The organism is Kitasatospora sp. MMS16-BH015 (genome assembly GCF_002943525.1).
Classification (GTDB): Bacteria; Actinomycetota; Actinomycetes; order Streptomycetales; family Streptomycetaceae; genus Kitasatospora.
In genome coordinates this window covers 5675430-5701555 of sequence record NZ_CP025394.1, presented here as the reverse complement: position 1 = coordinate 5701555, position 26126 = coordinate 5675430, and the positions used below count along the sequence as shown (strand labels likewise).

Genomic DNA, 26126 nt, shown 5'->3' with positions numbered 1-26126 from the left:
AGCTGCTCCCCCTGTTCGGCACGGTCGGCGGCTTCGGCCTGCTCGGCACCCTGGTCGGCCGCGACGTCGACCGGCTGGCCCGCACCGGCCGGGACAACCGGCACCGCCCGACGGGCTACCCGACGAGCCAGCCGGCCGATCAGACGACGGCCCGGGCCGGATCGAACACGCCTTCGGGCACAATGGTCCGATGCAGATCACCGTTCGCCACGCCCGCGAGGAAGACCTCGAGGGCGCCGGAGCCGTCACCGTCGAGGCCTTCGTCGGCGGCGGTCACACCGAGCCCGACAGCCCGTACCTCGCCCTCCTCGGCGACGCCCGCCGCCGCTTCGCGGAGGCCGAGCTCCTCGTCGCCGTCGACGACGCCGATCGGGTGCTCGGCTGTGTGACCTTCGCCTCGGGCGGCACCGAGTGGGCCGACATCGCGGAGCCGCACGAGGGCGAGATCCGGATGCTCGCGGTGGGCGCGGCGGCCCAGGGCCGGGGCGTCGGCGAGGCCCTGGTGCGGGCCGCGATGGCCCGTTCGCGGGAGCTCGGGCTGACCGCGATGGCCTTCTCCACCCGGCCCGCGATGACCACCGCACACCGGCTCTACGAACGGCTCGGCTTCCGCCGGACCCCCGAGCGGGACTGGGCGCCGCGGCCCGGGATCGACCTGCTCACCTATGGTCTGACCTTCGAGGATCAGCTGATCTGACGGGCTGTACGGTGGCTCCCCGCTACCACCTGACCACGACACGCGGCACTACATCTGGGGTCGCATCCGACCCCGGCCACAACATGTATGCTCACTCTCGCTGTCGAAGCAGGGGAACCCGGTGCGACTCCGGGACTGCCCCGCAGCGGTGAGCGGCATCCCCGAAAGGGCGGGGCCGCAAGTCCGATGACCTGCCGACGGTGTGCACACGGCTTCCCCGCAGGCGCCTTGCAGCACTGAGTCACGTCCGGGCCTCGCGGGCGGGCCGGGGGGTCTGAAACGCGCGCGCTCGCAAGGGTGCGCCGCGCCGCGTTCCCCTGCGCCCTGATGGTCCTGGACGAATACGTCGTTCCGCCGCCGCCAGGAGAGCGCCTTGACCATCGCAGCAGTTGCCCTGCCGTCCCAGGGTTCCGCCGATCACGACCAGACCGACCCCGGTGCTGCGCTCCTGCGGCTGCTGACCGACCGCAGCGCCGACCTCCCCCAGGTCGACCCCGGCCACGTCGCCGCCGCCGCCCTGCGCGGCCGCCACGCCGGCTCCGACTTCGCGGAGCTGCGCGGGCTGGCCGTCGAGGCCGCCGCCTCGATGATCGCCGAGGACCCGCAGTACTCGAAGCTGGCCGCTCGCCTGCTCGCCCTGGAGATCGCCGACGAGGCCGTCGGCCAGGGTGCGGTCTCCTTCTCCGCCTCGATCGGCGTCGGCCACGCCGAGGGCCTGATCGGCGACACCACCGCCGAGTTCGTCGCCAAGCACGCCGACAGCCTGGACGAGCTGATCGACCAGCGGGGCGACGACCGCTTCGAGTACTTCGGCCTGCGCACCGTGCAGTCCCGCTACCTGCTGCGCCACCCGATCACCCGCAAGGTGATCGAGACCCCGCAGCACTTCCTGCTCCGCGTCGCCTCGGGCCTGGCCGTCGGCGACAGCGCCGAGTCGGTCCGCGAGGTGGCCGAGCTGTACGCGCTGATGAGCGCGCTCTCCTACCTGCCCTCCTCGCCGACCCTGTTCAACTCCGGCACCAAGCACCCGCAGATGTCGAGCTGCTACCTGCTCGACTCACCGCTGGACAACCTGGACTCGATCTACTCGCGCTACGCGCAGATCGCCCGTCTCTCCAAGCACGCCGGCGGCATCGGCCTCTCCTACAGCCGCATCCGCTCGCGCGGCTCGCTGATCCGCGGCACCAACGGCAAGTCCAACGGCATCGTGCCGTTCCTGCGCACCCTCGACTCCTCCGTCGCCGCCGTCAACCAGGGCGGCCGCCGCAAGGGCGCGGCCTGCGTCTACCTGGAGACCTGGCACGCGGACATCGAGGAGTTCCTGGAGCTGCGCGACAACACCGGCGAGGAGGCGCGGCGCACCCACAACCTGAACCTCGCCCACTGGATCCCGGACGAGTTCATGCGCCGCGTGAACGCCAACTCCGACTGGTCGCTCTTCTCCCCGGCCGACGTGCCCGAGCTGGTCGACCTCTGGGGCGAGGAGTTCGACGCCGCGTACCTGAAGGCCGAGGCGGCCGGCCTGGCCGTCCGCACCATCCCGGCGCAGACCCTGTACGCCCGGATGATGCGCACCCTCGCGCAGACCGGCAACGGCTGGATGACCTTCAAGGACGCCTCCAACCGCGCCGCCAACCAGACCGCACTGCCGGGCCGCACCGTGCACTCCTCGAACCTGTGCACCGAGATCCTCGAGGTCACCGACGACTCCGAGACGGCCGTCTGCAACCTCGGCTCGGTCAACCTCGGCGCCCACGTCGCCCCCGGCGCGACCGCGACGGACCTGCTGTCCGCCATGGACTGGGAGCGCCTGGACGCCACCGTCCGCACCGCCGTGACCTTCCTCGACCGCGTGGTGGACATCAACTTCTACCCGACCCCCGAGGCCGGCGCGTCCAACTCGCGCTGGCGCCCGGTGGGCCTGGGCGTGATGGGCCTGCAGGACGTCTTCTTCAAGCTCCGCCTGGACTTCGACTCCGCCGAGGCCAAGCAGCTCTCCACCCTGATCGCCGAGCGCATCATGCTGACCGCCTACGAGCGCTCCAGCGAGCTCGCCGAGCAGTTCGGGCAGCACCCGGCCTACGCCGAGACCCGCGCCGCCCAGGGCCAGCTGCACATCGACCACTTCGAGGCCGCCCCGCAGTGGACCGAGCGCTGGGACGCCCTGCGCGCCCGGATCGCCACCACCGGCCTGCGCAACTCGCTCCTGCTCGCCATCGCGCCCACCGCCACGATCGCCTCGATCGCCGGTGTGTACGAGTGCATCGAGCCGCAGGTCTCCAACCTCTTCAAGCGCGAGACCCTCTCCGGCGAGTTCCTCCAGGTCAACCCGTACCTGGTCGCCGAGCTCAAGGAGCTGGGCGTCTGGGACGCGCAGACCCGCGACGCGCTGCGCGAGGCCAACGGCTCGGTCGCCGAGCTCACCTGGCTGCCGGCCGAGGTCCGTTCGCTCTACCGCACCGCCTGGGAGCTGCCGCAGCGCGCCCTGATCGACCTGGCCGCCGCCCGGCAGCCGTACATCGACCAGAGCCAGTCGCTGAACCTCTTCATGGCCGCCCCGACCATCGGCAAGCTCAGCTCGATGTACGCGTACGCCTGGAAGGTCGGTCTGAAGACCACCTACTACCTGCGCTCGCGCCCGGCCACCCGGATCGCCCAGGCCGCGTCCACCAGCGTCCGCGCCGCCGCGCCCGTGCCGGTCAACACCCCGACCATGACCCCGGAGGAGGAGGCGGCCCTCGCCTGCTCCCTGGAGAACCCCGAGTCCTGCGAGGCCTGCCAGTAATGCCGAACGACGACCGCAAGATGCTGCTCGACCCGGGCTTCGAGCTGACCCTGCGTCCGATGCGCTACCCGTCCTTCTACGACCGGTACCGCGACGCGATCAAGAACACCTGGACCGTCGAGGAGGTGGACCTGCACTCCGACGTCGCCGACCTCGCCAAGCTCAGCGAGGGCGAGCGGCACATGATCGGCCGGCTGGTCGCCTTCTTCGCGACCGGTGACTCGATCGTGGCCAACAACGTGGTGCTGAGCCTCTACAAGCACATCAACTCCCCCGAGGCCCGGCTCTACCTGTCCCGGCAGCTGTTCGAGGAGGCCGTGCACGTCCAGTTCTACCTGACGCTGCTCGACACCTACCTGCCCGACCCGGAGGACCGCAACGCGGCCTTCGCAGCGGTGGAGAACATCCCCTCCATCCACCAGAAGGCGCAGTTCTGCTTCAAGTACATGAACGCCGTCGACCACATCGACTCGCTGCAGTCGAAGGACGACCGGCGCGCGTTCCTGCTGAACCTGATCTGCTTCGCCGCCTGCGTCGAGGGCCTGTTCTTCTACGGCGCCTTCGCCTACGTGTACTGGTTCCGCTCGCGCGGCCTGCTGCACGGCCTGGCCACCGGCACCAACTGGGTCTTCCGGGACGAGTCCATGCACATGGACTTCGCCTTCTCGGTCGTGGACACCGTCCGCGAGGAGGAGCCCGACCTCTTCGACGACGAGATGGCCAAGCAGGTCACCGAGATGCTGGAGGAGGCCGTCGAGGCCGAGCTCCAGTTCGCCCAGGACCTGTGCGGTGAGGGCCTCCCCGGCATGAACACCGCCTCCATGCGCGAGTACCTCCAGGCCGTCGCCGACCAGCGCTTGGCCCGCCTGGGCCTGCCGATCCGCTACGGCTCGACCAACCCGTTCGGCTTCATGGAGCTCCAGAACGTCCAGGAGCTGACCAACTTCTTCGAGCGCCGCGTCTCCGCCTACCAGGTGGCCGTCGAGGGCTCGGTCGCCTTCGACGACGACTTCTAGAACACCCATGACGAGAGGGGCCGCCCGGCATCGCGTCGGGCGGCCCCTTCGCGTCAGGTGGTGATCCAGGTGCCCTGGCTCGGGTTCCAGTGGATGGTGGCGTTCTGGAAGTGCTGGGCCCGACCGCCGTTCTCGTCCACCTCGTCACCGGTCGGGTAACCGAGCTTCGCCTCCCGGCCGCCCGCCGCGAAGGCGTCGTAGATGGCGTCGTGGATCTCGTGCGTCCCGGTGGCCGCCGACCACAGGAACAGCCCGTGCTCGAAGAACTGGTACCGACCCCGAGTCCCGTTCGGCGCGGCCGCCGCATCCGCCTCGTCCGTGGTCGGGAAACCCCAGTGCCGCTCGGCATCGGTGGCCCAGAACGTGCGCAGGATGTCCCCGTACACGGGGTGGGCGTCATCCGGGTGCCAGAGGATGATCCCGTTCTGGAACTGCTGGAACCGCCCGCCCAGCGAGGAGTCGCGCTCCCCCGTGATCGGTGCCCCGAGCACGCTGCCCCCGCCGCCCATCGCCGCGTACTTCACGCCGATCGTGCCGTACGGGATCAGGTCGTCCAGCTGGTTGTACCGGCGGGGCGAGAAGCCGCGCAGCCCGTTGGTCCAGGTGTCCTCCTGGGCCACATAGCCGTAGTCGATCTCCTCGCGGACCACCGGCTGGGTGTGCGCGGCGTCCGCCCACCGGACGAACAGCGCCACGTGGTCGGTGCCGCCGGAGTCGCGCAGCAGGGCGTCGCCGGGCTGCAGGTCGCCGGCGGCGATGTCGCTGGTGACGTTCCAGAGGTGCCAGGTGTCCAGCGCGGAGCTGAGGTTCCAGGCCATCGAGACGTACCCCGAGCAGTCGGGCCGGTAGCAGCCGTACTGGTTCGGGTAGCAGCCGACGTTGTTGTACGGCACCTGGGCGTCGACCCAGGACTGCGCACGGTCCAGCACCTCGCCCCGGCCGATCGAACCGTCCGGGCTGGAGGCGCTCGCGGGCACGGCCGTGCCGAGGCCGAACGCGGTGGCGGCCAGCAGCAGCGCCGCGAAGCGCCGGGCCGGGCGCCTGGTGAGCGGTGACATGGTCTCCTGCCTTCCCGTCAGTTGGTGGTGATCCAGGTGCCCTGGCTCGGGTTCCAGTGGATGGTGGCGTTCTGGAAGTGCTGCGCCCGCCCGCCGTTCTCGTCCACCTCGTCACCGGTCGGATAACCGAGCTTCGCCTCCCGACCACCCCCCGCGAAGGCGTCGTAGATGGCGTCGTGCACCTCGTGCGTCCCGGTGGCCGCCGACCACAGGAACAGCCCGTGCTCGAAGAACTGGTACCGACCCCGCGTCCCGTTCGGCGCCGTGGCCGCATCCGCCTCGTCCGTGGTCGGGAAGCCCCAGTGCCGCTCGGCATCGGTGGCCCAGAACGTGCGCAGGATGTCCCCGTACACCGGGTGGGCCTCGTCCGGGTGCCAGAGGATGATCCCGTTCTGGAACAGCTGGAACCGCCCGCCCAGCGAGGAGTCCTCCTCGGCGCGCACCGGCCGGCCGAGCACGCTGCCGGCGCCGCCCATCGCCGCGTACTTGTCGCCGATCGTCCCGTAAGGCTGGAACGCCTCGTCGCGCTGCGCCCGGGCGATGTCTTCCGCCTGGTCGTAGCAGCCCGGGCAGGCCGAGATCTGGACGGCCTGGGCGAGTTGGCCGGCCGTGCTGTCCGGCATGCTCGGCTCCTTGGCCAGCGCGACCGTGAAGAACTTGGTCGCCGCGTAGTCCACGTCCATGACCTGGTCGGGCGTGCCCCAGCCCTGGGACGGGCGCTGCTGGAACACCCCGAGTGAATCCCGGTCGCCGCAGTCCAGGTTGTTCATGTGGGATTCGACCCAGCCGGTCTCGAAGCCGGCCAGCATCACCTTGTCGTCCACGTTCATCCGCTGGCCGACCTCGTAGACCTTGCGGGTCACGGCGATGTCGCGGTCCGGCGGGATGTAGCACCCGGCGAGGGCCGCCGACCTGGAGTACACCGGGCCCGGAACGGCCGGCTGCCCGGACCGCGCGTGGGCCGGGGCCGCCACGGCGAGCAGCAGCGCGGCCGAGGCGAGGACGGCGGCCGAGGTGGTCCGACGGCCCGTCACGGGTTGATGCCGTCGTACTGGAGCACCCGGTACGGCGAGGTGCCCTGCTTCCCGGTCCACTGCGAGACGATCAGCGTCAGCGAGTTGGCGTTCGCGCTGCCCGGGTGGATGTACCCGCCGTAGAGGTACGGGAGCTGCGGCTTGCCCCAGTGGCTGGGCGGGAAGGAGGCGTTGCCGACGATCTGCGGCTTGGGCGCCGACCAGACCGCGTCCGGGCGGGGTGCGGTGCGGGTGCAGATCGAGTAGTCGGCCACGTCGAAGTAGCTCATGCAGTACGTGCCGTTGATCCGCTTGACCGAGAACTCCCCGATGTTGTTGCCGGAGAGGATGACCGAGGGCGCGGCCTCGGTGGTCCACTGCCAGGAGCCGTTCAGGTAGGCCCAGTTCTGCTGGGCCCCGAAGTTGCCGGCCCGGAAGTCGTCCGGCCAGATCCGGAAGAGCTGGATGGCGCCGCCGTCGGCGGTGTTGTTGTGGCTGCCGTTCCAGCGCTTGGAGAAGATGTAGAGCCAGCCGTCCGGGTCGATGCCGGCGAAGGACCACATGCCGTACATGGACTGGTTGTTGCCCTGGGTGTCCCCGGCCCAGTGGTACGGGTAGTCCTGCCAGGTCACGCCGTAGTCGTCGGAGTACGCCACCCCGGACATCAGCGAGCCGTCGTAGCCGGCCGGCGGGCCCCAGACCGCGACCGAGGTGTACTGGATGTAGGTGCGGCCGCCGAACTCGATGCAGTCGTTGGGGATCCGGCTGAACTCCCAGCCGTAGCCGTTGTCGGCCTGGTGGTTGTAGTCGAACAGCTGGTTGGCCTGGCCGCCGGTGGGCAGCGCCCAGCTGAAGGAGATCGGCGAGCCGCCGGTGCGGTCGAAGTTCGCCTGGGCCAGCATCACCGGCGAGCCGAGGTACGGGTCCTGCTGCGCCGCGTTGGCCCAGGAGTCACCGAAGACGTACCCCCAGGTGTTGTCGTGCGCGCGGTAGTACGGGATGCCGAGGTCGCCGGAGCCCAGGCCCTGGCCCTTGGCCGAATCACCCGCGCCGTCACAGAGCGGGGTGCCGCGCTGGAGCGCCGCGGCCGAGCCGGCCGCGGACACGGCCAGGCCGGCGCCCAGGGTCAGCCCGGCGCCCGCCCGGAGGACGGAACGGCGGGACAGCCCGGGCTGGGCGGGCTGGGAGGGGTTGGACATCGAGGGATTCCTCCTGAGGATGAGGGCGCGACCCACCGGTGAGATCTGCTGACGCTGTGTGAACAATCGCACAGAGAGGATCCGGTGAACTGCAGGGCCGCCGCGTCCCGGAACGGGTTTGATGCTTGTCATGGCTCATGCGAGCCGGGGCACCGGGACCTCATCAAACCGGGCCCGGACCGCCCCGTCACTGGCCCCTGAGCCGCTCGGACAAACGCCGGACAAAGGGCGGACACGGACCCGGAGGAGGACAGGTGGGACGGCAGGAACAGCCGCTGGACGCAGCGCACGGACCGCTGGCGCTCTTCGCGCTCGAGCTGCGGGAGTTGCGCCGCACGGCGGGCAGCCCGCCGTACCGACGGCTCGCCGCCAGCACCAACTACTCCGCCTCCACGCTGGCCGAGGCGACGGCCGGCCGAAGGCTGCCGAGCGAGGCGGTGCTGGCGGCGTTCGTGACCGCCTGCGGCGGGGATCCCGCGCAGTGGGAGCAGCGGCGGCTCGAAGCGCACCGGTCGATCACCGAGCCGGTGCGGGCGGATGAAGGTACGTCAGACCGTCCCGGCAAGGCCGACGGATCGGGTGGGCCGAATGAAGCGGATGAGGCGGGTGAACCGGACGAGCCGCTTACGGCAGGTGGACCGGACGACGTGGCTGCGCCGGCTGCACCGGCTGAACGGGTCGATCCGCCGTCCGATCCGCCCCTCGGGCCGGCTCGCGGCCCGCGTGCTCCCGGGCGACGGCGGCCGGCGGCCTGGCCGCGCCTGCTCGGCGCGGTGGCCGTCGCCGCCCTCGCGCTGCTCCTGCTCCGGGTGCCCGGGGACTCCGCCGCGCCGGGGCCGGCGGCAGCCGCCGATCAGGGGCCGCTGCGGGGCGCGCAGCGTTGGCTGCGTCCCGGGACGGACATCCCCGCGCAGTACCGGGACCTGATCGTGGCGGCGGGCACCGCCTGCCCGGAACCCGAGGTCACCCCGGCCCTGATCGCGGCGGTGCTCAAGGCCGAGAGCGGGTTCGACCCGAACCTGAGCGACCCGGCCAAGGACGAGTACGGCATCGCCCGCTGGACCCCCCGGGTGCTGCGCTACTACCTGCCGGCCGACCGCCGGAACACCGTGCCGACACCGCCGTTCACCGCCGAGGACTCGATCCTCGCGGTGGGGCGGATGCTCTGCGCCATCGCCCCGGAGCTGCGGGGCACCCAGGGCGACCCGGAGCTCAACCTGGCCGCGGCGTACCAGGCGTCCACCTGGGCGGTGCGCAACCACGACGCGACGAGACTGGCGACCATCCGGAGCTACCTGGACCAGGTGGCCGCGAGCCTGCCGCGGTACCGGCCCTCGTAGGGCGAGCGGACACGGAAGGGCCCGGGAGCGGCTGCTCCCGGGCCCTTCCGTCGTGCGTGCCGTCAGGCGTTCGGGACGGTGGCGTACTTGGCGGTGCCCTCGGCCATCTGCTTCAGCGCGTCCTTGCGGTCGCGCTTGGAGAGCTTGTCGATGTAGAGGAAGCCGAACAGGTGGTCGGTCTCGTGCTGGAGGCAGCGGGCGAAGAAGCCGGTGCCCTCGACCCGGACCGGGTTGCCCTGCTTGTCGACGCCGGTGACGGCGGCGTAGTCCGGGCGGGGCAGCTCGGCGTAGGCGGTGGGGACGGAGAGGCAGCCCTCGTTGCCGTCGTCCAGCTGGCGGCGGCGGTCGGCCGGGAAGGGCTCGAGCACCGGGTTGATCACGTGGCCGACGTGGCGGACGTTCTCGTCGTCCGGGCAGTCGTAGACGAAGACCTTGGCGTCCACGCCGATCTGGTTGGCCGCCAGGCCGACGCCCTCGGCGGCGTACATCGACTGGAACATGTCGTCGATCAGGTCGGAGAGCGCCTCGTCGAAGACGGTGACCGTCCGGCACTCCCGGTGCAGGACGGGGTTGCCGACCACGGTGATCGGGCGGGCCGTGCCCTTCGAGAGGTCCGGCAGCTCGCCGACGACCTTCTGCTCGCCGGCCTCGTGCTCGTGCTCCGAGTGGTCCGCGTGGTCGTGGCCCGCGTGGTCGTGGTCGTGCGTGTGCTGGTCGGCCATCGTTGGTGTTCGCTTTCCTGACGTCTCCGAGATGTACCGCTCAAGGGTACGGCCCCAGGACGATCACCGGCCCTTACTTCGGTGGTTCAGCAGACCTCTTCCAGGTCCCGGTAGGCCCGGGTCGCCGGGGAGAGGGCCACCCAGCGGTCGAGCAGGGTGCGCACCAGCGCGGCCGGGGCCGCGATCCCGCACTCCCGCTCGGCCAGCCAGGAGAGCCCGCTGGTGCCGCTCAGGTGGCTCAGGTGGCCGGGGTGCGCGGCGTCCCCGTCGTCGTGCGGGTCGTGGTGCGCGGTGTTGCCGTCGTCGGTGGCCATCCGGCTCTCCGAGCAGGCCCGGCAGAGCAGCCGCACCGAGGCCGTCCAGTCCTCCGCCGCGTACCCGGCGTCGGCCACCAGCCGCTCCAGCGCGTCCCGGTCACCCGCCGTGGCGGCCTGCAGCAGCACCACGTAGGTGGGCACCGGCGAGGGCGCCCAGAGCTCGATCTCGTCGAAGACCGGGTAGGCGACCCCGTCGGCCACCCGCTCCCCGTGCGGGGCGCCGTCGTGCAGCACCACCTCGCCCCAGCGCCGGCCGGAGGAGGGCAGCGGGATGGAGAGCACCTCGATCCGGGCCGGGTCCAGCCGTCTGCCCCAGACCACCTCGGACTCGCCGTCCGGCGAGAGCCGCACGGGGGTGGTGCCCAGGTCCAGCTCCACCGGTCCGGCGGGCGAGCCGCCGGTCGGGAGCTTGAGCCCGAAGGCCTGCCAGGAGCGCCGGGCCAGCGCCCAGTCCTGGAGCGCGGTGGCGGTGATGCCGAGGTTCCACCAGTCCGGGGCGCCGTGCTCGCGGTCCAGCAGCGCGACGGCGCGCAGCCCGGCGGTGCGCGCCTGGTCCCAGTCGCGGCGGAACTTGTGCAGCAGGGCGAGGTTGAACCAGGAGTCGGAGAGCCAGGGCTCCAGGTCGGCCGCCATCACCAGGAGCGCCCCGGCGTCCTCGTAGCGGCCGTCACCGATCAGCGTGAAGGCCCGGTCGGTCGTCTGCCGCCAGGTGGCCGACGGCCGGTGCCTTGTGCGGTGGAAGATCCTCACGTTCCGTCCCTGCCGTTGTCGTCTGCCCGTTGTCGTGTGCGAAGGCCCGCCCTGTCGCGCCGGAAGGCCGGTGCCGGCCGACACCGATCGGCCGGTACCGATCAGCCGGTCCGCCGTGCCGGCCGGCCGGCTTGCCGGACCGGCCGCCGGGATCCGCCCCGCCTCCGGTGTTCCACGCTATGACCGCATCCAACCACGGCGCCCCTTGAGCGCGCTTCCCGCGCCGACTTTCCCGGCTCTGGCCGGTCTGACGCCCCGGGCGGGGCGCAGGAGGGCCTTGAGCACCCGCGGGTCGTAGCCCGCGCCGGCGTCGGCGCGCAGCTGCTCGACCGCCGCGCGGCGGGCCGCGGCCGGGTCGAGGCCCCGGCCGAGGGCCGCCGAGAGCAGTTCGTCGTGGGCGTTGGCCACCTTGATGATCCGGGCGGCCAGCGGCAGGCTGCGGTCCGGCCCGCCGTCCGGGCGCCGGTACGGATCGGCCAACCGGGCCACCTGCCGGGAGACCTGCCGGGGCACCCCGGTGCGCCGGATCACCTCGCTACCGAGGCGGGCGATCCGCTGCTGCTCGGGCAGGCCGAGCCGGGCGGTGGCCCCGCCGGGCACCGGCTCGACCAGCGAGAGCTGGCCGATGTCGTGCATCAGCGCGGCGTACTCCAGCAGGGTCAGCTCCCGGGTGCCCAGGCCCAGCGCCCGGCCCAGCTCGCAGGCGGTGTCGGCGACCCGCCGGGCGTGCCCGACCGGGGTGTACCCGGCGATCTCGGTGGCCCGGGCCAGCGTCTCGATGGTCTGTCCGGTGGTCGCCCGGACGGCCGCCGCCCGCCGGAAGGAGGCCTGGGCCAGCAGCAGCGGCGTGCAGAACAGCGGCAGCGCCCAGAGCCCGACCTCCCCGGCCAGCAGGCTGACCAGCATCCCGGTCGCCACGATCGCCGATCCGATCCCGAGCAGCGCCCGCAGCTCGTCCTCCAGCGCGGCGGTGAACCGCAGCCCCGTCCGCCCCCGGTGCAGCACCGCCGCCAGGGTGGCGTCGCAGAGCGCGGTCAGGGCCGCCACCACGGTCAGGAACACCCCGTACCCGGGCCCGCCCAGGGCGGCCCGGTCCAGCACCCCGCTGTTGTAGAGCGGCTGGAACAGCGTGGCGGCGAAGGCGGCCCCGAGCAGCCGCCGGGCGAAGCCGTCCAGCTCCTCCGCCCGGTGGCCCACCCCGCCCCGGGCCACCACCCGGGCCGTGCCCACCAGCGCGCCGGCCCCCGCCACCGCCACCACCTGCAGCACGCCGTGCTGGGTGGGCACCCCGCGCAGCGGGCCGAGCAGGGCGTACGCGAGGGTGACGGCCGCGCCGATCGGGGCCTGCTCCCGGCCGCCGGGGAGGCGGACCCGGGCCAGCTCGCCGACCGCGATCACCAGGGCGAAGGCCAGCGCGACCCGGGGCTCGGCCACCCCGCCCCGGGCCAGCGCGACCAGCGCGGCGAGCAGCAGCCCGCCGGCCGCCAGGTGGGTCACCCGCACCCAGGTCACGCCGCCCCCGACCCACCGGTGGCCACCCGCCGCCGGGCGGGCTCAGGCACCCCGAGCGGGATGTCCGGCACGGCCTGTTCGTCCGGCGGGGGCAGGGCCGGCTGCCAGCCGTGCTCGGCCACCGCGGCCACCAGCGCCCGCACCATCACCGGGTCGAACTGGCTGCCCGCGCACCGCTCCAGCTCGGCCACGGCCTCCGGCACCGGCCGGCCGCGCCGGTAGGAGCGGGTGGAGGTCATCGAGTCGAAGGCGTCGGCCACCGAGATGATCCGGGCGAACTCCGGGATGCCCGCCCCGACCAGCCCGGCCGGGTAGCCGCGCCCGTCCATCCGCTCGTGGTGGTGCAGGATGCCGGCCCGGGCCTCGCCCAGGAAGGTGATCTCGCGGACGAGTTCGTGCCCGAAGACCGGGTGCACCTCCACCGCCCGCCGCTCGGCCTCGGTGAGCGGGCCGTTGCGTCGCAGCAGCTCGGTGGCCACCCCGAGCTTGCCCACGTCGTGCAGGGTGCCCGCGAAGTGCAGGGTGCGCAGCCGCTCCTCGGCCATCCCGAGCTGACGCGCGATCAGCACGGCGGCCCGGCCGACCCGCTCGCTGTGGCCCCTGGTGTACGCGTCCTTGATCTCCACGGCCTGCACCAGCGCCTGCACGGCGGCCTGATGGGCCGTCCGCTCCCGGTGCCCCTCGGCGAACACCCAGGCGGAGATCGACAGCGGCAGCAGCGCGAGCACCGCGGCGAAGGCGCCGTACGGCCCCTGCCAGAGCACCGCCACCATGAGCCCGCCGGCGCCGTGCACCAGGGCCGAGAGCAGCCGCCCGGGCCGTCGGCCACCGCCGCCGCAGCCGGGCTCGGCCAGGCTCCGCATGCCGGCCACCAGACCGGTGTTGACCAGGCAGAACACCGCGACGGCGGCCAGCACCGGCAGCACCGCCCCGGGGAAGCGCGAGCCGAGCAGCAGCCGGGGGCCGTCGAGCAACCGGAAGACCACGGCGGCGGTGCAGGCGGCCAGTGCGAGCTGCGCCGCGTTCCAGCAGCCGCGCAGCCGCCGCCAGGGGCGGCCGTCGGCCACAGATAACGCGGTGGGCAGCGCGACCAGCGCGGCGGCGGCGGGCGGGAGCATCAGCACCCCGGCGAAGAGCACCGGGAAGAACGCGGCGGCCGGCCCCGGCACCGCCGTGCCGGCCACCGGCCGGCGGGCGAGCCGCCGGGCCAGCCGGAAGCAGGGGGTGGGACGGCCCTGGGCCAGCGCGTCCCAACAGGAGTGCAGGAAGGCCAGCAGCCCGACCCGGGGCCAGTCCACCGCCCCCGCCGAGCCGGGCCAGAGCAGTGGGCTCAGCAGGCAGACCACGGCGGCCAGCAGCACCACCTCGACGTACCGCACGGCGGCCTTCGGCAGTGCCGTGCCCTCACCAGCGATCTCCGCCACCCCGCCACGACCCCAGTGCCCTCGGAGCACCTCACGGTGAGGGCTCGTCAGGAGAATAGGCCGCGACTCGGGGCGCTGGGCCGCTCCACGGTGATAGCCCTGGCCGACACCGCCTCAGCTCACCCGAACGAGTGAGATTAGGACGCGTGCACCCGACCAGCGGACGTGCGCACGCGACCGGAGCCGGTCTACTCGGCGGCGGAGGCCTCGGTGGCCACCAGCGGCTCGGTGACGCCCACCGGCTCGGCCCGGCGCTGGGCCGAGCGGATCGAGTCGATCCGGGCCAGCACCTTGCCGCGCAGATCCGCCGGGGTGTCGTCACAGCCGCAGGAACGCTTGATCAGCGCCTTGATCGCCTGCTCGAGGCCGTACTTCTCCAGGCAGGGCGAGCACTCCTCGAAGTGCACGCGCAGCTTGACGCAGTCGCCCTCGTTCATCTCGTTGTCGAGGAATTCGTAGAGGTGGTCGAGCACCTCACCACACTCGGTGTCGTGCGGATCGCCGCAGCTCATGAGCCCGCGCCCTTCGCTTCCTGCCCTGCCCCGCTGCCGGCGGGGACGAGCCCGCGCTCGCGGGCGTAATCCTCCAGCATGCCGCGCAACTGCCGGCGGCCACGGTGCAGCCGGGACATCACCGTACCGATGGGTGTACCCATGATGTCCGCGATCTCCTTGTAGGCAAAGCCCTCTACATCGGCGAGGTACACCGCGATCCGGAATTCCTCCGGGATCGCCTGGAGGGCGTCCTTCACGTCGCTGTCCGGCAGGTGGTCGAGCGCCTGGGCCTCGGCCGAACGCAGACCGGTCGACATGTGCGACTCGGCCCGGGCCAGCTGCCAGTCCTCGATCTCCTCGGCGGCGGTGCGCTGGGGCTCGCGCTGCTTCTTCCGGTACGAGTTGATGAAGGTGTTGGTGAGGATGCGGTACAGCCACGCCTTGAGGTTGGTGCCCTCGCGGAACTGGTGGAACGAGGCGTACGCCTTGGCGAAGGCCTCCTGCAGCAGATCCTCGGCGTCGGCCGGGTTCCTCGTCATCCGGAGGGCCGCGGAGTACATCGGGTCGAGGTAGCCCAGGGCGTCGCGCTCGAAGCGCTCCCGCCGGGCCTCCTCGGTCTCCTGGGCCGACACCCGGAAGGTGTCCTCGCCGATCGCCTCGGCCAACTCCTCGCCCGTGAGCACCTCGCTCACCGGCTGGCCCTCACCCGGCTCGGCCTCGTGCTCCGCTCCGACGACCGGACCCACCTCCTCGGCATGGCGGCGGAAGCCCACGGCGGGCCCACCCGAGAGCGAGGATATCGGGCTGACGGGCTTCTCGCCCGCGACCAGCCAGTCGGACCAGACCGGCGCGAAGGCGGCATCCGCCTCGCTCCTGGCCGGTCGCTCGGGGCACGCGATCGGACCCATCGGCCCTGCCTTCCTACCGGGACACCTGCTGACGGTGGTGTAAACCCGCCCGCCCCCGCCCGCATTCCCGCCCCGCACCGCCGACCCCCAACTCCCGCCACGGATCAGCCGAACAGCCCACCCAGCCACTCCGCCGCCGTCGCCGTGATCAGCGCCATCGCCTCCTCCGGCCCGTACGGCGCCCGCTTCGGCACCGCGAACGAGTGGTTCCCGTACGGCACCGCCACCAGCCGGTGCCCCGCCGGCAGCTCCGGGTACTCCTCCGGCGTCCCGAACGGATCCGCCGCCCCCTGCAGCACCAGCGTGGGGCGCCCCGACTCCGTCAGCTCCTCCGCCCGGCTCTTCTCCGGCCGCCCCGGCGGGTGCAGCGGGAACGACAGCGCCAACACGGCCGCCGCCCCCGTCCCCACCGCCGTCCGGCACGCCACCCGGGCCCCCGCACTCCGCCCGCCGACCACCACCGGCAGCCCCTCCGCCACCAGCTCCCCCACCACCGGCACCCACCCGGCGTCCAGGGTCTTCGGCGCCGGCGCCACCTTCTTCCCCAACACCCGCCAAGGCTGCTCCACCAACGCCACCGCGAACCCCAGCCCCGGCAGCCCCGCCGCCAACGCCTGCAGATCCGCCGCCTCCACCCCACCCCCGGCCCCATGCCCGAGCACCACGAGCGCCTTCGCTCCCACCGCCTCGAACCGCGTCACACGAGCCACACCGACGGGGGTATCCACCAGAGTCTGCATAGCGATCACTCTAGGCAGCTCGGGAGCAAAAACAGGGGCGCGGGGAACTGCGCGGGCATCCCCAGGGGCGCGAGTCCCGCCTAGAACAGGCTCAAGTCACCCCGGTCCACAGCCCCAGCGTCGATCTCCCGGACCAACTCCGGCCCGTTGTTCCGAATGTTCCCCACCCCGGCCCCCACCGGCACGGCGGTCAGCGCCCCGGGCGCGGGCGGTACCAACAACCCCCGCACCTCCTCCACCTCGCTCAGCCCCGGATCGAGCCACGCGTCGAAGGCCCCCGGGTCCAGGAACAACGGCATCCGCTCGTGGATGGGAGCCAGCAACGGCTCCGCCTCCGTGGTGACCACCGTGCAGGTCACCAGCCAGGCCCCCGGATCGTCCCCGGGCCTCGACCTGTCCCGCCAGAACTCGTACAGCCCCGCCAGCGCCAGCACCCCGCCGTCGGCGCGGCTCACGAAGTACGGCTGCTTGCGCGGCTTCCCCTTCACCGCCGGCACGGTCTGCCATTCGTAGTAGCCGTCGATCGGGATCAGGCACCGCCGCGAGGCGAAGGCCTGCCGGTACGCGGGCTTCTCGTGCACGGTGTCGGCACGCGCGTTGATCATCTTCACCGCCGTCTCGGCGGTCTTCGACCAGGCCGGCACCAGCCCCCACCGCAGCACCCGCAGCTGCCGCACCGGCTCGCCCGCACCCTTCGGCGCCCGGTCGAGGATCACGTACGCGGCGTCCGTCGGCGCCACGTTCCAACTCGGGGCGATGGCCTCCGTCGGGTCCCACTGCTCGACGCCGAAGATCTCGACCAGGTCCTCGGGCTTGGTGCTGGATGCGAACCGACCACACATACCGCCAGCGTAGCCAGGCCGTCGGCCGTCCGGGTGAGAACCGACAGGTACCGCGCAGCCGTCCCTCCGTGGGAGGCTGCCGGATCGGCACACCGCACAGGAGGCACCCCGATGGACGTCACGGAGGTATGGCAGCGCGCCGTCGGCACCCAGCCCGACCCGCCGCGCTGGCTGGTCCTCGGCACGGCGGCGGTCGCGCTGGCCGCGATCCTGCCGCACCCGGTCTGGCGGCTGAGCCGCAACGTCGTGACGATCGCGCACGAGGGCGGGCACGGCCTCACCGCGCTGCTCACCGGCCGCCGGCTCTCCGGCATCCGGCTGCACTCGGACACCTCGGGCCTGACCGTCTCCTCCGGCAAGCCGCACGGCCTCGGCATGGTGCTCACCGCCGCCGCGGGCTACACCGCCCCGCCGCTGCTCGGCCTCGGCGGCGCCGCACTGCTCGCCCAGCACCGCGTCACCGCCCTGCTCTGGATCGCGATCCTGCTGCTCGCGGGCCTGCTGGTGATGATCCGCAACGCCTTCGGACTGCTCTCGGTGGTGGTCACCGGCGCGGTGTTCTTCCTGGTCAGCTGGTACGGCGGCGACCAGCTGCACGCGGCCTTCGCCTACCTGGGCATCTGGTTCCTGCTGCTGGCCGGCGTCCGGCCGGTGGTCGAGCTTCAGGGCAAGCGGCGCCGCGGCGGGGCCCGCGACTCGGACGCCGACCAACTGGCGCGGCTCACCGGGGTGAGCGCCGTGCTCTGGGTGACCCTCTTCCTGGTGGTCGCCCTCGCCTGCCTGCTGGCCGGCGGCAGCTGGCTGCTCACCCCCGCGTTCACCTGAGCCCCCGGTGGGGACCCCTGACACCGGGGGCCCACGGCGTGGACGCCACCCGGGTCGCACACCCCCGGGCCCCTAGACTGAGGCCATGACTGAAGCCCTGTGGCCCGCCCCCGTCGCGACCTCCGCCGTCGACGCGACCGTCACCATCCCCGGTTCGAAGTCGGCGACCAACCGCGCGCTGGTGCTGGCCGCCCTGGCCGCCCGGCCGGGCTGGGTGCGGCGGCCGCTGCGCAGCCGCGACTCGCAGCTGATGGCGGACGGCCTGCGGGCGCTGGGCGTCAGCATCGAGGAGACGGTCAACTCGGACGCCGGCGGCACCGGCGGCGGCGAGGCCTGGCGGGTCATCCCCGGCCCGCTGCACGGCCCGGCCCAGGTGGACGTGGGCAACGCCGGCACGGTCATGCGCTTCCTGCCGCCGGTGGCCGCGCTGGCCGACGGCCCGGTGCACTTCGACGGCGACCCGCGCAGCTACGAGCGCCCCCAGCACGGCGTGATCAACGCCCTGCGCACGCTCGGCGCCCGGATCGACGACGGCGGCCGCGGCGGCTTCCCGCTCACCGTGCACGGCACCGGCAGCCTGGACGGCGGCCTGGTCGAGGTGGACGCCTCGACCTCCTCCCAGTTCATCAGCGCCCTGTTGCTCTCCGGCCCGCGCTTCAACAACGGCGTGGAGATCCGCAACGTCGGCGAGACCGTGCCCTCGCTGCCGCACATCCGGATGACGGTCGACATGCTGCGCAAGGCCGGCGCCCAGGTGGACGCGCCCGAGGACGGCGGCGAGAAGGACGTCTGGCGGGTCGCCCCCGGCGCCCTGATCGGCCGTGACCTGGTGGTCGAGCCCGACCTCTCCAACGCCGCGCCGTTCTTCGCCGCCGCGCTGGTCACCGGCGGCAGGGTGACCGTCCGCGACTGGCCCAAGCACACCTACCAGCCGGGCGACCAGCTGCGCGAGATCTACACCGCGATGGGCGGCAGCTGCCGGTTCGTCGAGGACGGCCTGGAGTTCACCGGCACCGGCCGGATCCAGGGCATCGAGGCCGACCTGCACGACGTGGGCGAGCTGACCCCGGTGATCGCCGCGGTGGCCGCGCTGGCCGACTCCGAGTCGCACCTGTACGGCATCGCCCACCTGCGCCTGCACGAGACCGACCGCCTGGCCGCGCTGGCCAAGGAGATCAACGACCTCGGCGGCGACGTGACCGAGACCGAGGACGGCCTGCGGATCCGCCCGCGCAAGCTGCACGGCGGCGTCTTCCACACCTACGAGGACCACCGGCTGGCCACCGCCGCGGCCGTGCTCGGCCTGGCGGTCGAGGGCGTCCAGGTGGAGAACGTGGCGACCACCGCCAAGACCCTGCCGGACTTCCCCCGGATGTGGGCCGACCTCCTCGGCCAGGTCTGATCGGGGGGACGAGCACCATGCGCCGCTACGGCAAGGACGCCGACGAGGACGACATCCGCAACCGCCCGGGCCGCAAGGGCTCCCGGCCCCGGACGCGGATCCGGCCCAAGCACGAGGACGCCGCCGACGCGATGATCCTCACCGTGGACCGGGGCCGGCTGACCTGCCTGGTCGACGCGGGGACCAAGCAGGAACGCCAGGTCGTCGCCATGAAGGCCCGTGAGCTGGGCCGCAAGGGCGTGGTCGTGGGGGACAGGGTCAACGTGGTCGGCGACCTCTCCGGCGATCCGGACACCCTGGCCCGGATCGTCCGGGTGGAAGAGCGCAGCTCCGTCCTGCGGCGCACCGCGGACGACGACGACCCGTACGAGCGGATCGTGGTCGCCAACGCCCAGCAGCTGGCCATCGTCACCGCGCTGGCCGATCCGGAGCCGCGCCCCCGGCTGATCGACCGCTGCCTGGTGGCCGCGTACGACGCGGGCATGGAGCCGATCCTGGTGCTCACCAAATCCGACCTGGCCCCGGCCGAGCCGCTGCTCGAGGCGTACGCCCCGCTCGGCATTACCTACGTGGTGACCCGGCGGGACGAGCTGGAGACCACCGGCGCCGAGGCCGTCCGCGAGCACCTGCGCGGGCGCTCCACCGTCTTCATCGGGCACTCCGGCGTCGGCAAGACCACCCTGGTCAACGCGCTGGTGCCGGAGCGCCAGCGCACCACCGGGCACGTCAACGCGGTGACCGGCCGGGGCCGGCACACCACCGTCTCGGCCCTCGCGCTGCGCCTCCCCCCACCGCCCGGGGCCAAGCCCGGCTCGAAGAAGGCGCTGGACCCGGGCTGGGTGATCGACACGCCCGGCTTCCGCTCCTTCGGCCTCTCCCACATCGACCCGTCCCGGGTGATCCTGGCCTTCCCCGACCTGGAGCCCGGCACCGAGGGCTGCCCGCGCGCATGCAGCCACGACGAGCCCGACTGCGCCCTGGACGCCTGGGTGGCCGAGGGACACGCCGAGCAGGCCCGGCTGTACTCGCTGCGCCGGCTGCTCTCCTCCAAGGAGGCCCGCGAAGGGGACTGACCTGACGAGGGCTGCCCCTTTCGGCGCACTCCTTTGCGCTTCCGGCGGTTCTCCCGGCCCCGCCCCGCCAGAATGGGAAGATCACTGGATCGGAAGGTCGGACGATCGGTCCGGCCCCCAGGGGCAGGGAGTCAGCGAGATGGCATGGGCCTTGGTGATCCTCGCCGGTCTGCTGGAGACCGGGTTCGCGATCAACCTCAAGCTGAGTGACGGCTTCACCAAGCTCTGGCCGACGATCGCGTTCGCCTGCTTCGCGCTGGGCAGCTTCGGTCTGCTGACCCTCTCGCTCAAGACCCTGCCGGTGGGCAGCGCCTACGCGGTCTGGACCGGGATCGGCGCGGCCGGCACCGCGATCTACGGGATCATCTGGCTGGACGAGTCCAGCTCGGTGCTCAAGCTGGTCTCGATCACCCTGGTGATCGCCGGGGTGGTGGGCCTCCAGCTCAGCGGGTCCGGCCACTGAACGCTCGGCCGTTCGCGGCACCGGAAGCGCTAGGGTTTCGAGCATGGCCGACTACCACGACGACCTCCGACTCGCCCACGTCCTCGCCGATGCGGCGGACTCGATCACCATGGACCGCTTCAAGGCGCTCGACCTCAAGATCGAGACCAAGCCCGACCTGACGCCGGTCAGCGACGCCGACAAGGCCGCTGAGGAGCAGGTGCGCAGCGTGCTCCAGCGGGCCCGGCCGCGCGACGCGGTGATGGGCGAGGAGTTCGGCATGGTGGGCTCCGGCCCGCGCCGCTGGGTGATCGACCCGATCGACGGCACCAAGAACTACGTGCGCGGGGTGCCGGTCTGGGCCACCCTGATCGCGCTGCTCGAGGTCCAGCCGGACGGCACCGAGCAGCCGGTGGCCGGCATCGTCTCGGCCCCCGCGCTGGCCCGCCGCTGGTGGGCGGCCAAGGGCCTGGGCGCGTACGCGGGCCGCAGCCTGACCACGGCGAGCCGGATCCACGTCTCGGGCGTCTCCCGGATCGAGGACGCCTCCTTCTCCTACTCCTCGCTCTCGGGCTGGGAGGAGCGCGGCCGGCTCGACCCCTTCCTGGACCTGACCCGGGCCTGCTGGCGCACCCGCGCCTACGGCGACTTCTGGTCCTACATGATGGTGGCCGAGGGCGCGGTGGACATCGCGGCCGAGCCCGAGCTCTCGCTCTGGGACATGGCGGCCCCCTGCATCGTGGTGCAGGAGGCGGGCGGCCGCTTCACCGGCCTGGACGGCATCGACGGCCCGGGCGGCGCGGACGCGGTGGCCAGCAACGGGCTGCTGCACGACGAGGCCCTGCGGCGGCTCTCGGTCTGACGTCGAGGGGGCTGACGCCGGGGGTCTGACGCCGCGGGGTCTGACGGCCCCTCAATGGGAGCGGGCCCGGGTTCGGTTGATCCGAACCCGGGCCCGCCGTTCATGGTGGGGCGTTACTGCTGCTTGCGCAGCTCGCGGACGGCCGCCTCCAGGCGCTGGCCGTAGTCGGCGTCGGCCTGGCGGAAGTTGTCGATCGCGCGCTCGACGATGTCCTCGCGGTCGGCCGAGACCTTGGCGATGAAGCCGGCCAGGTTGGCGATCAGGCGGGCCTTCTCGTCCTCGGAGAAGAGGCGGTAGAGGTTGCCGGCCTGCACGAAGTCGTTGTCCTCGGCGTGCACGGGCGCCGCGTGGTTGCCCGAGTGGCCGGTGACGGTCGGCACGGCGGCCCAGAGCGGACGGCCGGTCTCGACCGGGCCGCCGAAGGAGTTGGGCTCGTAGTTCTTCTGGCGGCCGTGGCGGCCGTCGTAGAGGTAGCCGTCCCGGCTGTTGGTGCGCGCCTCGGTGGCGTGCGGGCGGTTCACCGGCAGGTGGTCGGCGTTGATGCCGACGCGGTAGCGGTGGGCGTCCGCGTAGGCGAACAGGCGGCCCTGGAGCATCTTGTCCGGGGAGGGGCCGATGCCGGGCACGAAGTGCGCCGGGGAGAAGATCGACTGCTCGACCTCGGCGAAGACGTTCTCCGGGTTGCGGTTGAGCTCCAGCTTGCCGATCTCGATCGGCGGGTAGTCCTCGTGCGGCCAGACCTTGGTCAGGTCGAACGGGTTGAACCGGTAGTTCGCGGCGTCGGCGGCGGGCATGATCTGCACCTGCACCGTCCAGGACGGGAACTCGCCGCGCTCGATCGACTCGCGCAGGTCGCGCTGGTGGCTGTCCGGGTCCTCACCCGCGAGCTTGTTCGCCTCGTCGGCGGTGAGGTTCTTGATGCCCTGGTCGGTCTTGAAGTGGTACTTCACCCAGAAGTACTCGCCGGCCTCGTTCTGCCACTGGTAGGTGTGCGAGCCGTAGCCGTTGAGGTGGCGGTAGCTGGCCGGGATGCCGCGGTCACCGAAGAGCCAGGTCACCTGGTGGGTCGACTCGGGCGAGAGGCCCCAGAAGTCCCAGACGTTGTCCGCCTCCTGCGAGCCGGTGTACGGGTCGCGCTTCTGGGTGTGGATGAAGTCGGGGAACTTGATGGCGTCCTTGATGAAGAACACCGGGGTGTTGTTGCCGACGAGGTCGTAGTTGCCCTCCTCGGTGTAGAACTTCAGCGCGAAGCCGCGCGGGTCGCGCACGGCGTCGGCCGAGCCGAGGTTGCCCGCGACGGTGGAGAAGCGCAGGAAGGTCTCGGTCTGCTTGCCGATCTCGCCGAGGAACTTGGCCCGGGTGTACGGGGTCACGTCGGCCGTCACGGTGAAGGTGCCGTACGCGGCGGCGCCGCGGGCGTGCACGACGCGCTCCGGGATGCGCTCGCGGTTGAAGTGCGCCAGCTTCTCGAACAGCAGCTGGTCCTGGATCAGCGCCGGGCCGCCTATGCCAGCCGTCTCCGTGTTCTGGTTGTCGGCGACGGGAGCACCGGCCTCGGTGGTCAGGGTAGGCCGCAGCTCGTCCTGGGCAGTCATAAGGGAGCACCTCCGCGATGTCCGGTCGTGTTACTCAGCTTGTACAGGATCTGATCCTAGTCTGGACTCTGTCTAAGTCAACACTGACTCAAACTTGCGAAACTTGCTAATCTGACCCCATGAGTGACCTGCTGGAACGACTCCGCGGACGCGGATGGCGGATGACCTCGCAGCGAAGAGTCGTGGCCGAGGTGCTGGACGGCGAGCACGTCCACCTGACGGCCGACGAGGTGCACGCCCGTGCCGTCGGCCGGCTGCCCGAGATCAGCCGCGCGACGGTGTACAACACCCTGGGCGAGCTCGTCTCGCTCGGCGAGGTGCTGGAAGTGGCCACCGACGGCCGCGCCAAGCGCTACGACCCCAACGCCCACCACGCCCACCAGCACCTGATCTGCTCCGGCTGCGGCGCGATCCGCGACGTCCACCCCCAGGGTGATCCCATCGCCGCCCTCCCCGCCAACGAGCGCTTCGGCTTCGTCATCTCCGGGGCGGAGGTCACCTACCGGGGCCTGTGCCCCGACTGTGCCGCTTAGGGCAACCACCGGGGGCGCGGGGAACTGCGCGCGCAACCGTGCACCCCGTAGAGCCCATCCCGCGCAGTTCCCCGCGCCCCCGGTGGTGACGCCCCTCTAGGCGCTCAGCTCGGCGCTCAACGCGCCCAGCAGCCGCCCGGCCCGCTCCGCGACCTCCGCCGGCCCGTACTCGGTGGCCCGCTGGCACCAGCTCTCCGCCTGGACGGGCTCGCCGCGCCGCAGCGCCAGCAGGGCGAGCCGCAGGGCGGCCCGCCCGTGGCCGGCGTCGGCCGCTCGGGTGTACCAGAGCATCGCCTCGGCCTCGCTGTCCTGACGGGCCAGCAGCAGGCCGAGGTTGAAGGCGGCGCTGCGGCTGCCGCCCTCCGCCGCGCGGCGGTACCAGCTCTCGGCGATCTCCAGCGCGCCGCGCTCGGCGGCCCGCACGCCCATCCGCACCTGCGCCCGCCGGTGCCCGGCATCGGCGGCGACGGCGTACCAGTGCTCGGCCTCCTCGTCGGCGTCGCCCCGGCGGTCCAGGATCGAGGCCAGCCGGAAGGCACCCTCGGCCGAACCGCCGGCCGCGGCCTGGCGGTAGCGGTCCAGGGCCGCGCCGAGGTGGCCGCGCTGCTCCTGGGCCACGGCCAGCTGGAGCGCGGCCTCGCCGTGCCCCTCCGCGGCGGCGCGCGCGTACCACTCGTGCGCCTGCTGCTGCTCCCCGCGCCCGGCGTGCAGGACGCCCAGGTTGAAGGCGCCGTCCACGCTGCCCGCCTCGGCGGCCTTGGAGAACCACGGCTCGGCGCCGGACTCGTCCCCGCGCTGGAGCAGCACCACGGCCAGCGCGTTGCACGCCTCCCGGTGCCCCGCGTAGGCCGCGCGGCGGTACCACTGCTCGGCCTGGGCGTCCCGGCCCAGGCCCGCACAGAGCAGGCCGAGGTTGAAGGCGCCGTTCTGGTCGCCCGCGTCCATCGCCGCGCGGTACCAGCGCTCGGCCTCGGCGGCCTCGCCCCGGCCCGCGTGCAGCGCGCCGAGCGCGTTGGCGGCGTTGCCGTCGCCCGCCTCGGCGGCCTCCTGCCACCACTCGGCGGCGGCCGTCTGGTCGCCGGCGTCGCGCAGCAGGAAGCCGAGCGCGCAGGCGGCCCGGGCCTCGCCGTTCTGGGCCGACTGCCGGTACCAGCGGGCGGCCTCCTCGTGGTCGGCGCGCTCCTCGAGCAGCACGCCGAGCCGCAGCGCGGCGCGGGCGTGGCTGCGCGCGGCGGCGGTGCGGTACCAGGTCTCGGCGGTCTCCTTGTCGCCCGCGGCCTCCCGCATCCGGGCCAGCCGGTAGGCGGCCTCGCGGTGGCCGGCGTCGGCGGCGGCGCGGAACCAGCGCTCGGCCCGCACGTCCCGCCGGTGCTCCATCAGGTCGCCCAGCGCGTAGGCGCCCAGCGGGTGGCCCTGCTCGGCGGCGAAGTGCAGCCAGTACTCGGCGGCCTCCTCCTCGCCCTGGTCGCGCAGCTGCAGACCGAGGGCGTGCGCGGCCGGCGCGCTCCCCGCGACGGCGGCCTGGCGCCACCACTGGGCGGCCTCGGCCCGGTGGCCGCGCTGGTGCAGCAGCACGCCGAGGTTGTTGGCGGCGGCCCGCTGCCCGGCCGCGGCGGCGGCCCGCAGGTACGGTTCGGCGGCCTCCAGCTCGCCCCGGCGCAGCAGCAGCGCACCGAGCTGGCTGGCCGCGCCCGGGTCGCCACCGTCGGCGGCCTCCCGGTGCCGGCTCTCCAGCGCGGCCTGCTCGCGGGCGGCCAGCGCGGTCTCGAAGCTGCCGCCGTCGAGGCCGTCCAGCACGGAATCGGTTTCGGCCGACCGGGCCGGGGGGTAGGACCCGACGGCAGCGGCATAGTCACGGGCGGAGAGGTGGACGAGGCTGTCGGGGCCGTGGCCGGGCACCGAGCGGGGCACGGCCAGGCCGGCGGTGCGCTGGGCGGGCAGGGAGCTCTGGGTGTCGTCCGGGCTCTGCGCCCAGGTGTCGGTGTCGTGCGCACCGGTGTCGCGCGGGCCGCCGTCCTGCGCGGAGCCGCCCTCGGGCCGGTCGTACACGGCCTGCTCGGTCTCGGGGGCGGTCGGTACGGGCTTGCCGCCCGGTCCGTTCCTACCGATCAGCTTCACGCCGATTTCCCTCCCCCCGGAGCACTGCGGCGGCCCTCCCCCGGCCGACGGCCCGTCAGTGGCCGTCCGTCGTCCCCCGTGTGGTCCATCGTGGCATCACCCGCAACCCGCGTACACCTGCCCGGCCGATATTGGCGGGGTCGGCCGAAGCCCGGCGAGATTGCTTCGGCGCTTTGTCGATTTCCCGACACTTGGGCCTCACAAACCCCGACAGGGGGGTGCTGGTGCCGGCATCGTTGGCGACGGTCGATAGTACCGGAGCCGACCTGCGCAGATGCGCCCACTCGCCGGAGAACACCGGAGAACACCGAAGGCCCGGAGAGTGAATCTCCGGGCCTTCGGTTCAGAGTAGCGGGGACAGGATTTGAACCTGCGACCTCTGGGTTATGAGCCCAGCGAGCTACCGAGCTGCTCCACCCCGCGTCGTTGTGTGCCAACCGTAGCACGGACGCGGAGTGG

General features: G+C 72.8%; 23 protein-coding genes, 1 tRNA gene and 1 riboswitch. Of the genes, 10 read left to right on the top strand and 14 right to left on the bottom strand.

Features of this window, described 5'->3' with window-relative positions; translation table 11 throughout:
- The first annotated feature begins 190 nt into the window (after window positions 1-190).
- From CFP65_RS24660 to CFP65_RS24650, 3 genes are all read left to right on the top strand, one after another.
- Complete coding sequence (locus CFP65_RS24660) at window positions 191-697, top strand: GNAT family N-acetyltransferase (RefSeq protein ID WP_104818244.1); 507 nt, start codon at window positions 191-193, stop codon at window positions 695-697.
- A gap of 56 nt (window positions 698-753) precedes the next feature.
- Window positions 754-911, top strand: a riboswitch (cobalamin riboswitch).
- A 159-nt stretch (window positions 912-1070) separates the two neighbouring features.
- Complete coding sequence (locus tag CFP65_RS24655; RefSeq protein WP_104818243.1) at window positions 1071-3482, top strand: ribonucleoside-diphosphate reductase subunit alpha; 2412 nt, start codon at window positions 1071-1073, stop codon at window positions 3480-3482.
- Complete coding sequence (locus tag CFP65_RS24650) at window positions 3482-4498, top strand: ribonucleotide-diphosphate reductase subunit beta (RefSeq protein ID WP_104818242.1); 1017 nt, start codon at window positions 3482-3484, stop codon at window positions 4496-4498. The genes CFP65_RS24655 and CFP65_RS24650 overlap by 1 nt, the downstream gene beginning before the upstream one ends.
- Window positions 4499-4551: 53 nt before the next feature.
- On the opposite strand, the gene CFP65_RS24645 is transcribed toward CFP65_RS24650, so the two are convergent.
- From CFP65_RS24645 to CFP65_RS24635, 3 genes are read right to left on the bottom strand one after another with little or no spacing between them, the layout of a single operon-like run.
- Window positions 4552-5556: a hypothetical protein gene (locus CFP65_RS24645; RefSeq protein WP_104818241.1), complete on the bottom strand. Its 1005-nt coding sequence runs from the start codon at window positions 5554-5556 to the stop codon at window positions 4552-4554.
- Between the two features lie 17 nt (window positions 5557-5573).
- On the bottom strand, window positions 5574-6590 hold the full coding sequence (locus tag CFP65_RS24640; protein ID WP_254552548.1) for an LGFP repeat-containing protein: 1017 nt from the start codon (window positions 6588-6590) through the stop codon (window positions 5574-5576).
- On the bottom strand, window positions 6587-7768 hold the full coding sequence (locus CFP65_RS24635; protein ID WP_104818240.1) for a DUF4185 domain-containing protein: 1182 nt from the start codon (window positions 7766-7768) through the stop codon (window positions 6587-6589). The genes CFP65_RS24640 and CFP65_RS24635 overlap by 4 nt, the downstream gene beginning before the upstream one ends.
- Before the next feature lie 254 nt (window positions 7769-8022).
- Between CFP65_RS24635 and CFP65_RS24630 the strand changes: the two genes are divergently transcribed.
- Window positions 8023-9108, top strand: coding sequence for a helix-turn-helix domain-containing protein (locus tag CFP65_RS24630; RefSeq protein ID WP_158702347.1), 1086 nt, complete (start codon window positions 8023-8025; stop codon window positions 9106-9108).
- Window positions 9109-9170: 62 nt separating this feature from the next.
- Here the strand turns inward: CFP65_RS24630 and def are convergent, their stop codons facing one another.
- From def to CFP65_RS24590, 8 genes are all read right to left on the bottom strand, one after another.
- Window positions 9171-9728, bottom strand: a complete 558-nt coding sequence (gene def, locus CFP65_RS24625; RefSeq protein WP_371682548.1) for a peptide deformylase — start codon at window positions 9726-9728, stop codon at window positions 9171-9173.
- 188 nt (window positions 9729-9916) lie between these two features.
- Entirely contained in the window at window positions 9917-10897 is a 981-nt protein-coding gene (locus CFP65_RS24620; protein ID WP_104818237.1) for a hypothetical protein, read from the bottom strand.
- 177 nt (window positions 10898-11074) lie between these two features.
- A complete protein-coding gene (locus CFP65_RS24615) occupies window positions 11075-12409 on the bottom strand; it encodes an HD domain-containing phosphohydrolase (RefSeq protein WP_254552547.1) in 1335 nt (444 codons plus the stop codon).
- Window positions 12406-13833, bottom strand: coding sequence for an HD-GYP domain-containing protein (locus CFP65_RS24610; protein WP_254552546.1), 1428 nt, complete (start codon window positions 13831-13833; stop codon window positions 12406-12408). The genes CFP65_RS24615 and CFP65_RS24610 overlap by 4 nt, the downstream gene beginning before the upstream one ends.
- Window positions 13834-14021: 188 nt before the next feature.
- Window positions 14022-14345, bottom strand: coding sequence for a mycothiol system anti-sigma-R factor (gene rsrA, locus CFP65_RS24605; RefSeq protein ID WP_254552545.1), 324 nt, complete (start codon window positions 14343-14345; stop codon window positions 14022-14024).
- Window positions 14342-15235, bottom strand: a complete 894-nt coding sequence (locus CFP65_RS24600; protein ID WP_104818236.1) for a sigma-70 family RNA polymerase sigma factor — start codon at window positions 15233-15235, stop codon at window positions 14342-14344. Before CFP65_RS24600 ends, rsrA begins: the two co-directional genes overlap by 4 nt.
- Before the next feature lie 104 nt (window positions 15236-15339).
- Complete coding sequence (locus tag CFP65_RS24595) at window positions 15340-15975, bottom strand: alpha/beta family hydrolase (protein ID WP_104821094.1); 636 nt, start codon at window positions 15973-15975, stop codon at window positions 15340-15342.
- A gap of 80 nt (window positions 15976-16055) precedes the next feature.
- Window positions 16056-16817, bottom strand: a complete 762-nt coding sequence (locus CFP65_RS24590) for an SOS response-associated peptidase (RefSeq protein WP_104818235.1) — start codon at window positions 16815-16817, stop codon at window positions 16056-16058.
- A gap of 111 nt (window positions 16818-16928) precedes the next feature.
- On the opposite strand from CFP65_RS24590, the gene CFP65_RS24585 reads away from it, so the two are divergent.
- The 5 genes from CFP65_RS24585 (at window position 16929) to hisN (ending at window position 21421) form a co-directional block, all read left to right on the top strand.
- A complete protein-coding gene (locus CFP65_RS24585; protein ID WP_104818234.1) occupies window positions 16929-17642 on the top strand; it encodes a M50 family metallopeptidase in 714 nt (237 codons plus the stop codon).
- 85 nt (window positions 17643-17727) lie between these two features.
- Window positions 17728-19044: a 3-phosphoshikimate 1-carboxyvinyltransferase gene (gene aroA, locus CFP65_RS24580; protein ID WP_104818233.1), complete on the top strand. Its 1317-nt coding sequence runs from the start codon at window positions 17728-17730 to the stop codon at window positions 19042-19044.
- 17 nt (window positions 19045-19061) lie between these two features.
- The gene (gene rsgA / locus CFP65_RS24575; RefSeq protein ID WP_104818232.1) at window positions 19062-20117 is read left to right on the top strand and encodes a ribosome small subunit-dependent GTPase A; all 1056 of its coding nucleotides are present in this window, start codon (window positions 19062-19064) and stop codon (window positions 20115-20117) included.
- Between the two features lie 139 nt (window positions 20118-20256).
- Window positions 20257-20580, top strand: a complete 324-nt coding sequence (locus tag CFP65_RS24570; RefSeq protein ID WP_104818231.1) for a multidrug efflux SMR transporter — start codon at window positions 20257-20259, stop codon at window positions 20578-20580.
- Window positions 20581-20623: 43 nt separating this feature from the next.
- A complete protein-coding gene (hisN, locus tag CFP65_RS24565; protein ID WP_104818230.1) occupies window positions 20624-21421 on the top strand; it encodes a histidinol-phosphatase in 798 nt (265 codons plus the stop codon).
- 113 nt (window positions 21422-21534) lie between these two features.
- Here the strand turns inward: hisN and CFP65_RS24560 are convergent, their stop codons facing one another.
- Window positions 21535-23016, bottom strand: coding sequence for a catalase (locus tag CFP65_RS24560; protein WP_104818229.1), 1482 nt, complete (start codon window positions 23014-23016; stop codon window positions 21535-21537).
- Window positions 23017-23135: 119 nt separating this feature from the next.
- On the opposite strand from CFP65_RS24560, the gene CFP65_RS24555 reads away from it, so the two are divergent.
- Window positions 23136-23549, top strand: a complete 414-nt coding sequence (locus CFP65_RS24555; protein WP_104818228.1) for a Fur family transcriptional regulator — start codon at window positions 23136-23138, stop codon at window positions 23547-23549.
- 96 nt (window positions 23550-23645) lie between these two features.
- Here the strand turns inward: CFP65_RS24555 and CFP65_RS24550 are convergent, their stop codons facing one another.
- Window positions 23646-25346, bottom strand: coding sequence for a tetratricopeptide repeat protein (locus CFP65_RS24550; protein WP_104821093.1), 1701 nt, complete (start codon window positions 25344-25346; stop codon window positions 23646-23648).
- A gap of 670 nt (window positions 25347-26016) precedes the next feature.
- Window positions 26017-26090 (bottom strand) — tRNA-Met (locus CFP65_RS24545).
- Between the last annotated feature and the right edge of the window lie 36 nt (window positions 26091-26126).

What these genes read in the sequence shown, in the direction of transcription:
- hisN (WP_104818230.1), top strand. Translation starts at nt 20,624, where the DNA reads ATGGCCGACTACCACGACGACCTCCGACTCGCCCACGTCCTCGCCGAT.
- rsgA (WP_104818232.1), top strand. Translation starts at nt 19,062, where the DNA reads ATGCGCCGCTACGGCAAGGACGCCGACGAGGACGACATCCGCAACCGC.
- CFP65_RS24635 (WP_104818240.1), bottom strand. Translation starts at nt 7,768, where the DNA reads ATGTCCAACCCCTCCCAGCCCGCCCAGCCCGGGCTGTCCCGCCGTTCC.
- rsrA (WP_254552545.1), bottom strand. Translation starts at nt 14,345, where the DNA reads ATGAGCTGCGGCGATCCGCACGACACCGAGTGTGGTGAGGTGCTCGAC.
- CFP65_RS24590 (WP_104818235.1), bottom strand. Translation starts at nt 16,817, where the DNA reads ATGTGTGGTCGGTTCGCATCCAGCACCAAGCCCGAGGACCTGGTCGAG.
- CFP65_RS24660 (WP_104818244.1), top strand. Translation starts at nt 191, where the DNA reads ATGCAGATCACCGTTCGCCACGCCCGCGAGGAAGACCTCGAGGGCGCC.
- CFP65_RS24555 (WP_104818228.1), top strand. Translation starts at nt 23,136, where the DNA reads ATGAGTGACCTGCTGGAACGACTCCGCGGACGCGGATGGCGGATGACC.
- CFP65_RS24600 (WP_104818236.1), bottom strand. Translation starts at nt 15,235, where the DNA reads ATGGGTCCGATCGCGTGCCCCGAGCGACCGGCCAGGAGCGAGGCGGAT.
- CFP65_RS24560 (WP_104818229.1), bottom strand. Translation starts at nt 23,016, where the DNA reads ATGACTGCCCAGGACGAGCTGCGGCCTACCCTGACCACCGAGGCCGGT.
- CFP65_RS24585 (WP_104818234.1), top strand. Translation starts at nt 16,929, where the DNA reads ATGGACGTCACGGAGGTATGGCAGCGCGCCGTCGGCACCCAGCCCGAC.
- CFP65_RS24570 (WP_104818231.1), top strand. Translation starts at nt 20,257, where the DNA reads ATGGCATGGGCCTTGGTGATCCTCGCCGGTCTGCTGGAGACCGGGTTC.
- CFP65_RS24650 (WP_104818242.1), top strand. Translation starts at nt 3,482, where the DNA reads ATGCCGAACGACGACCGCAAGATGCTGCTCGACCCGGGCTTCGAGCTG.
- CFP65_RS24645 (WP_104818241.1), bottom strand. Translation starts at nt 5,556, where the DNA reads ATGTCACCGCTCACCAGGCGCCCGGCCCGGCGCTTCGCGGCGCTGCTG.
- aroA (WP_104818233.1), top strand. Translation starts at nt 17,728, where the DNA reads ATGACTGAAGCCCTGTGGCCCGCCCCCGTCGCGACCTCCGCCGTCGAC.
- CFP65_RS24595 (WP_104821094.1), bottom strand. Translation starts at nt 15,975, where the DNA reads ATGCAGACTCTGGTGGATACCCCCGTCGGTGTGGCTCGTGTGACGCGG.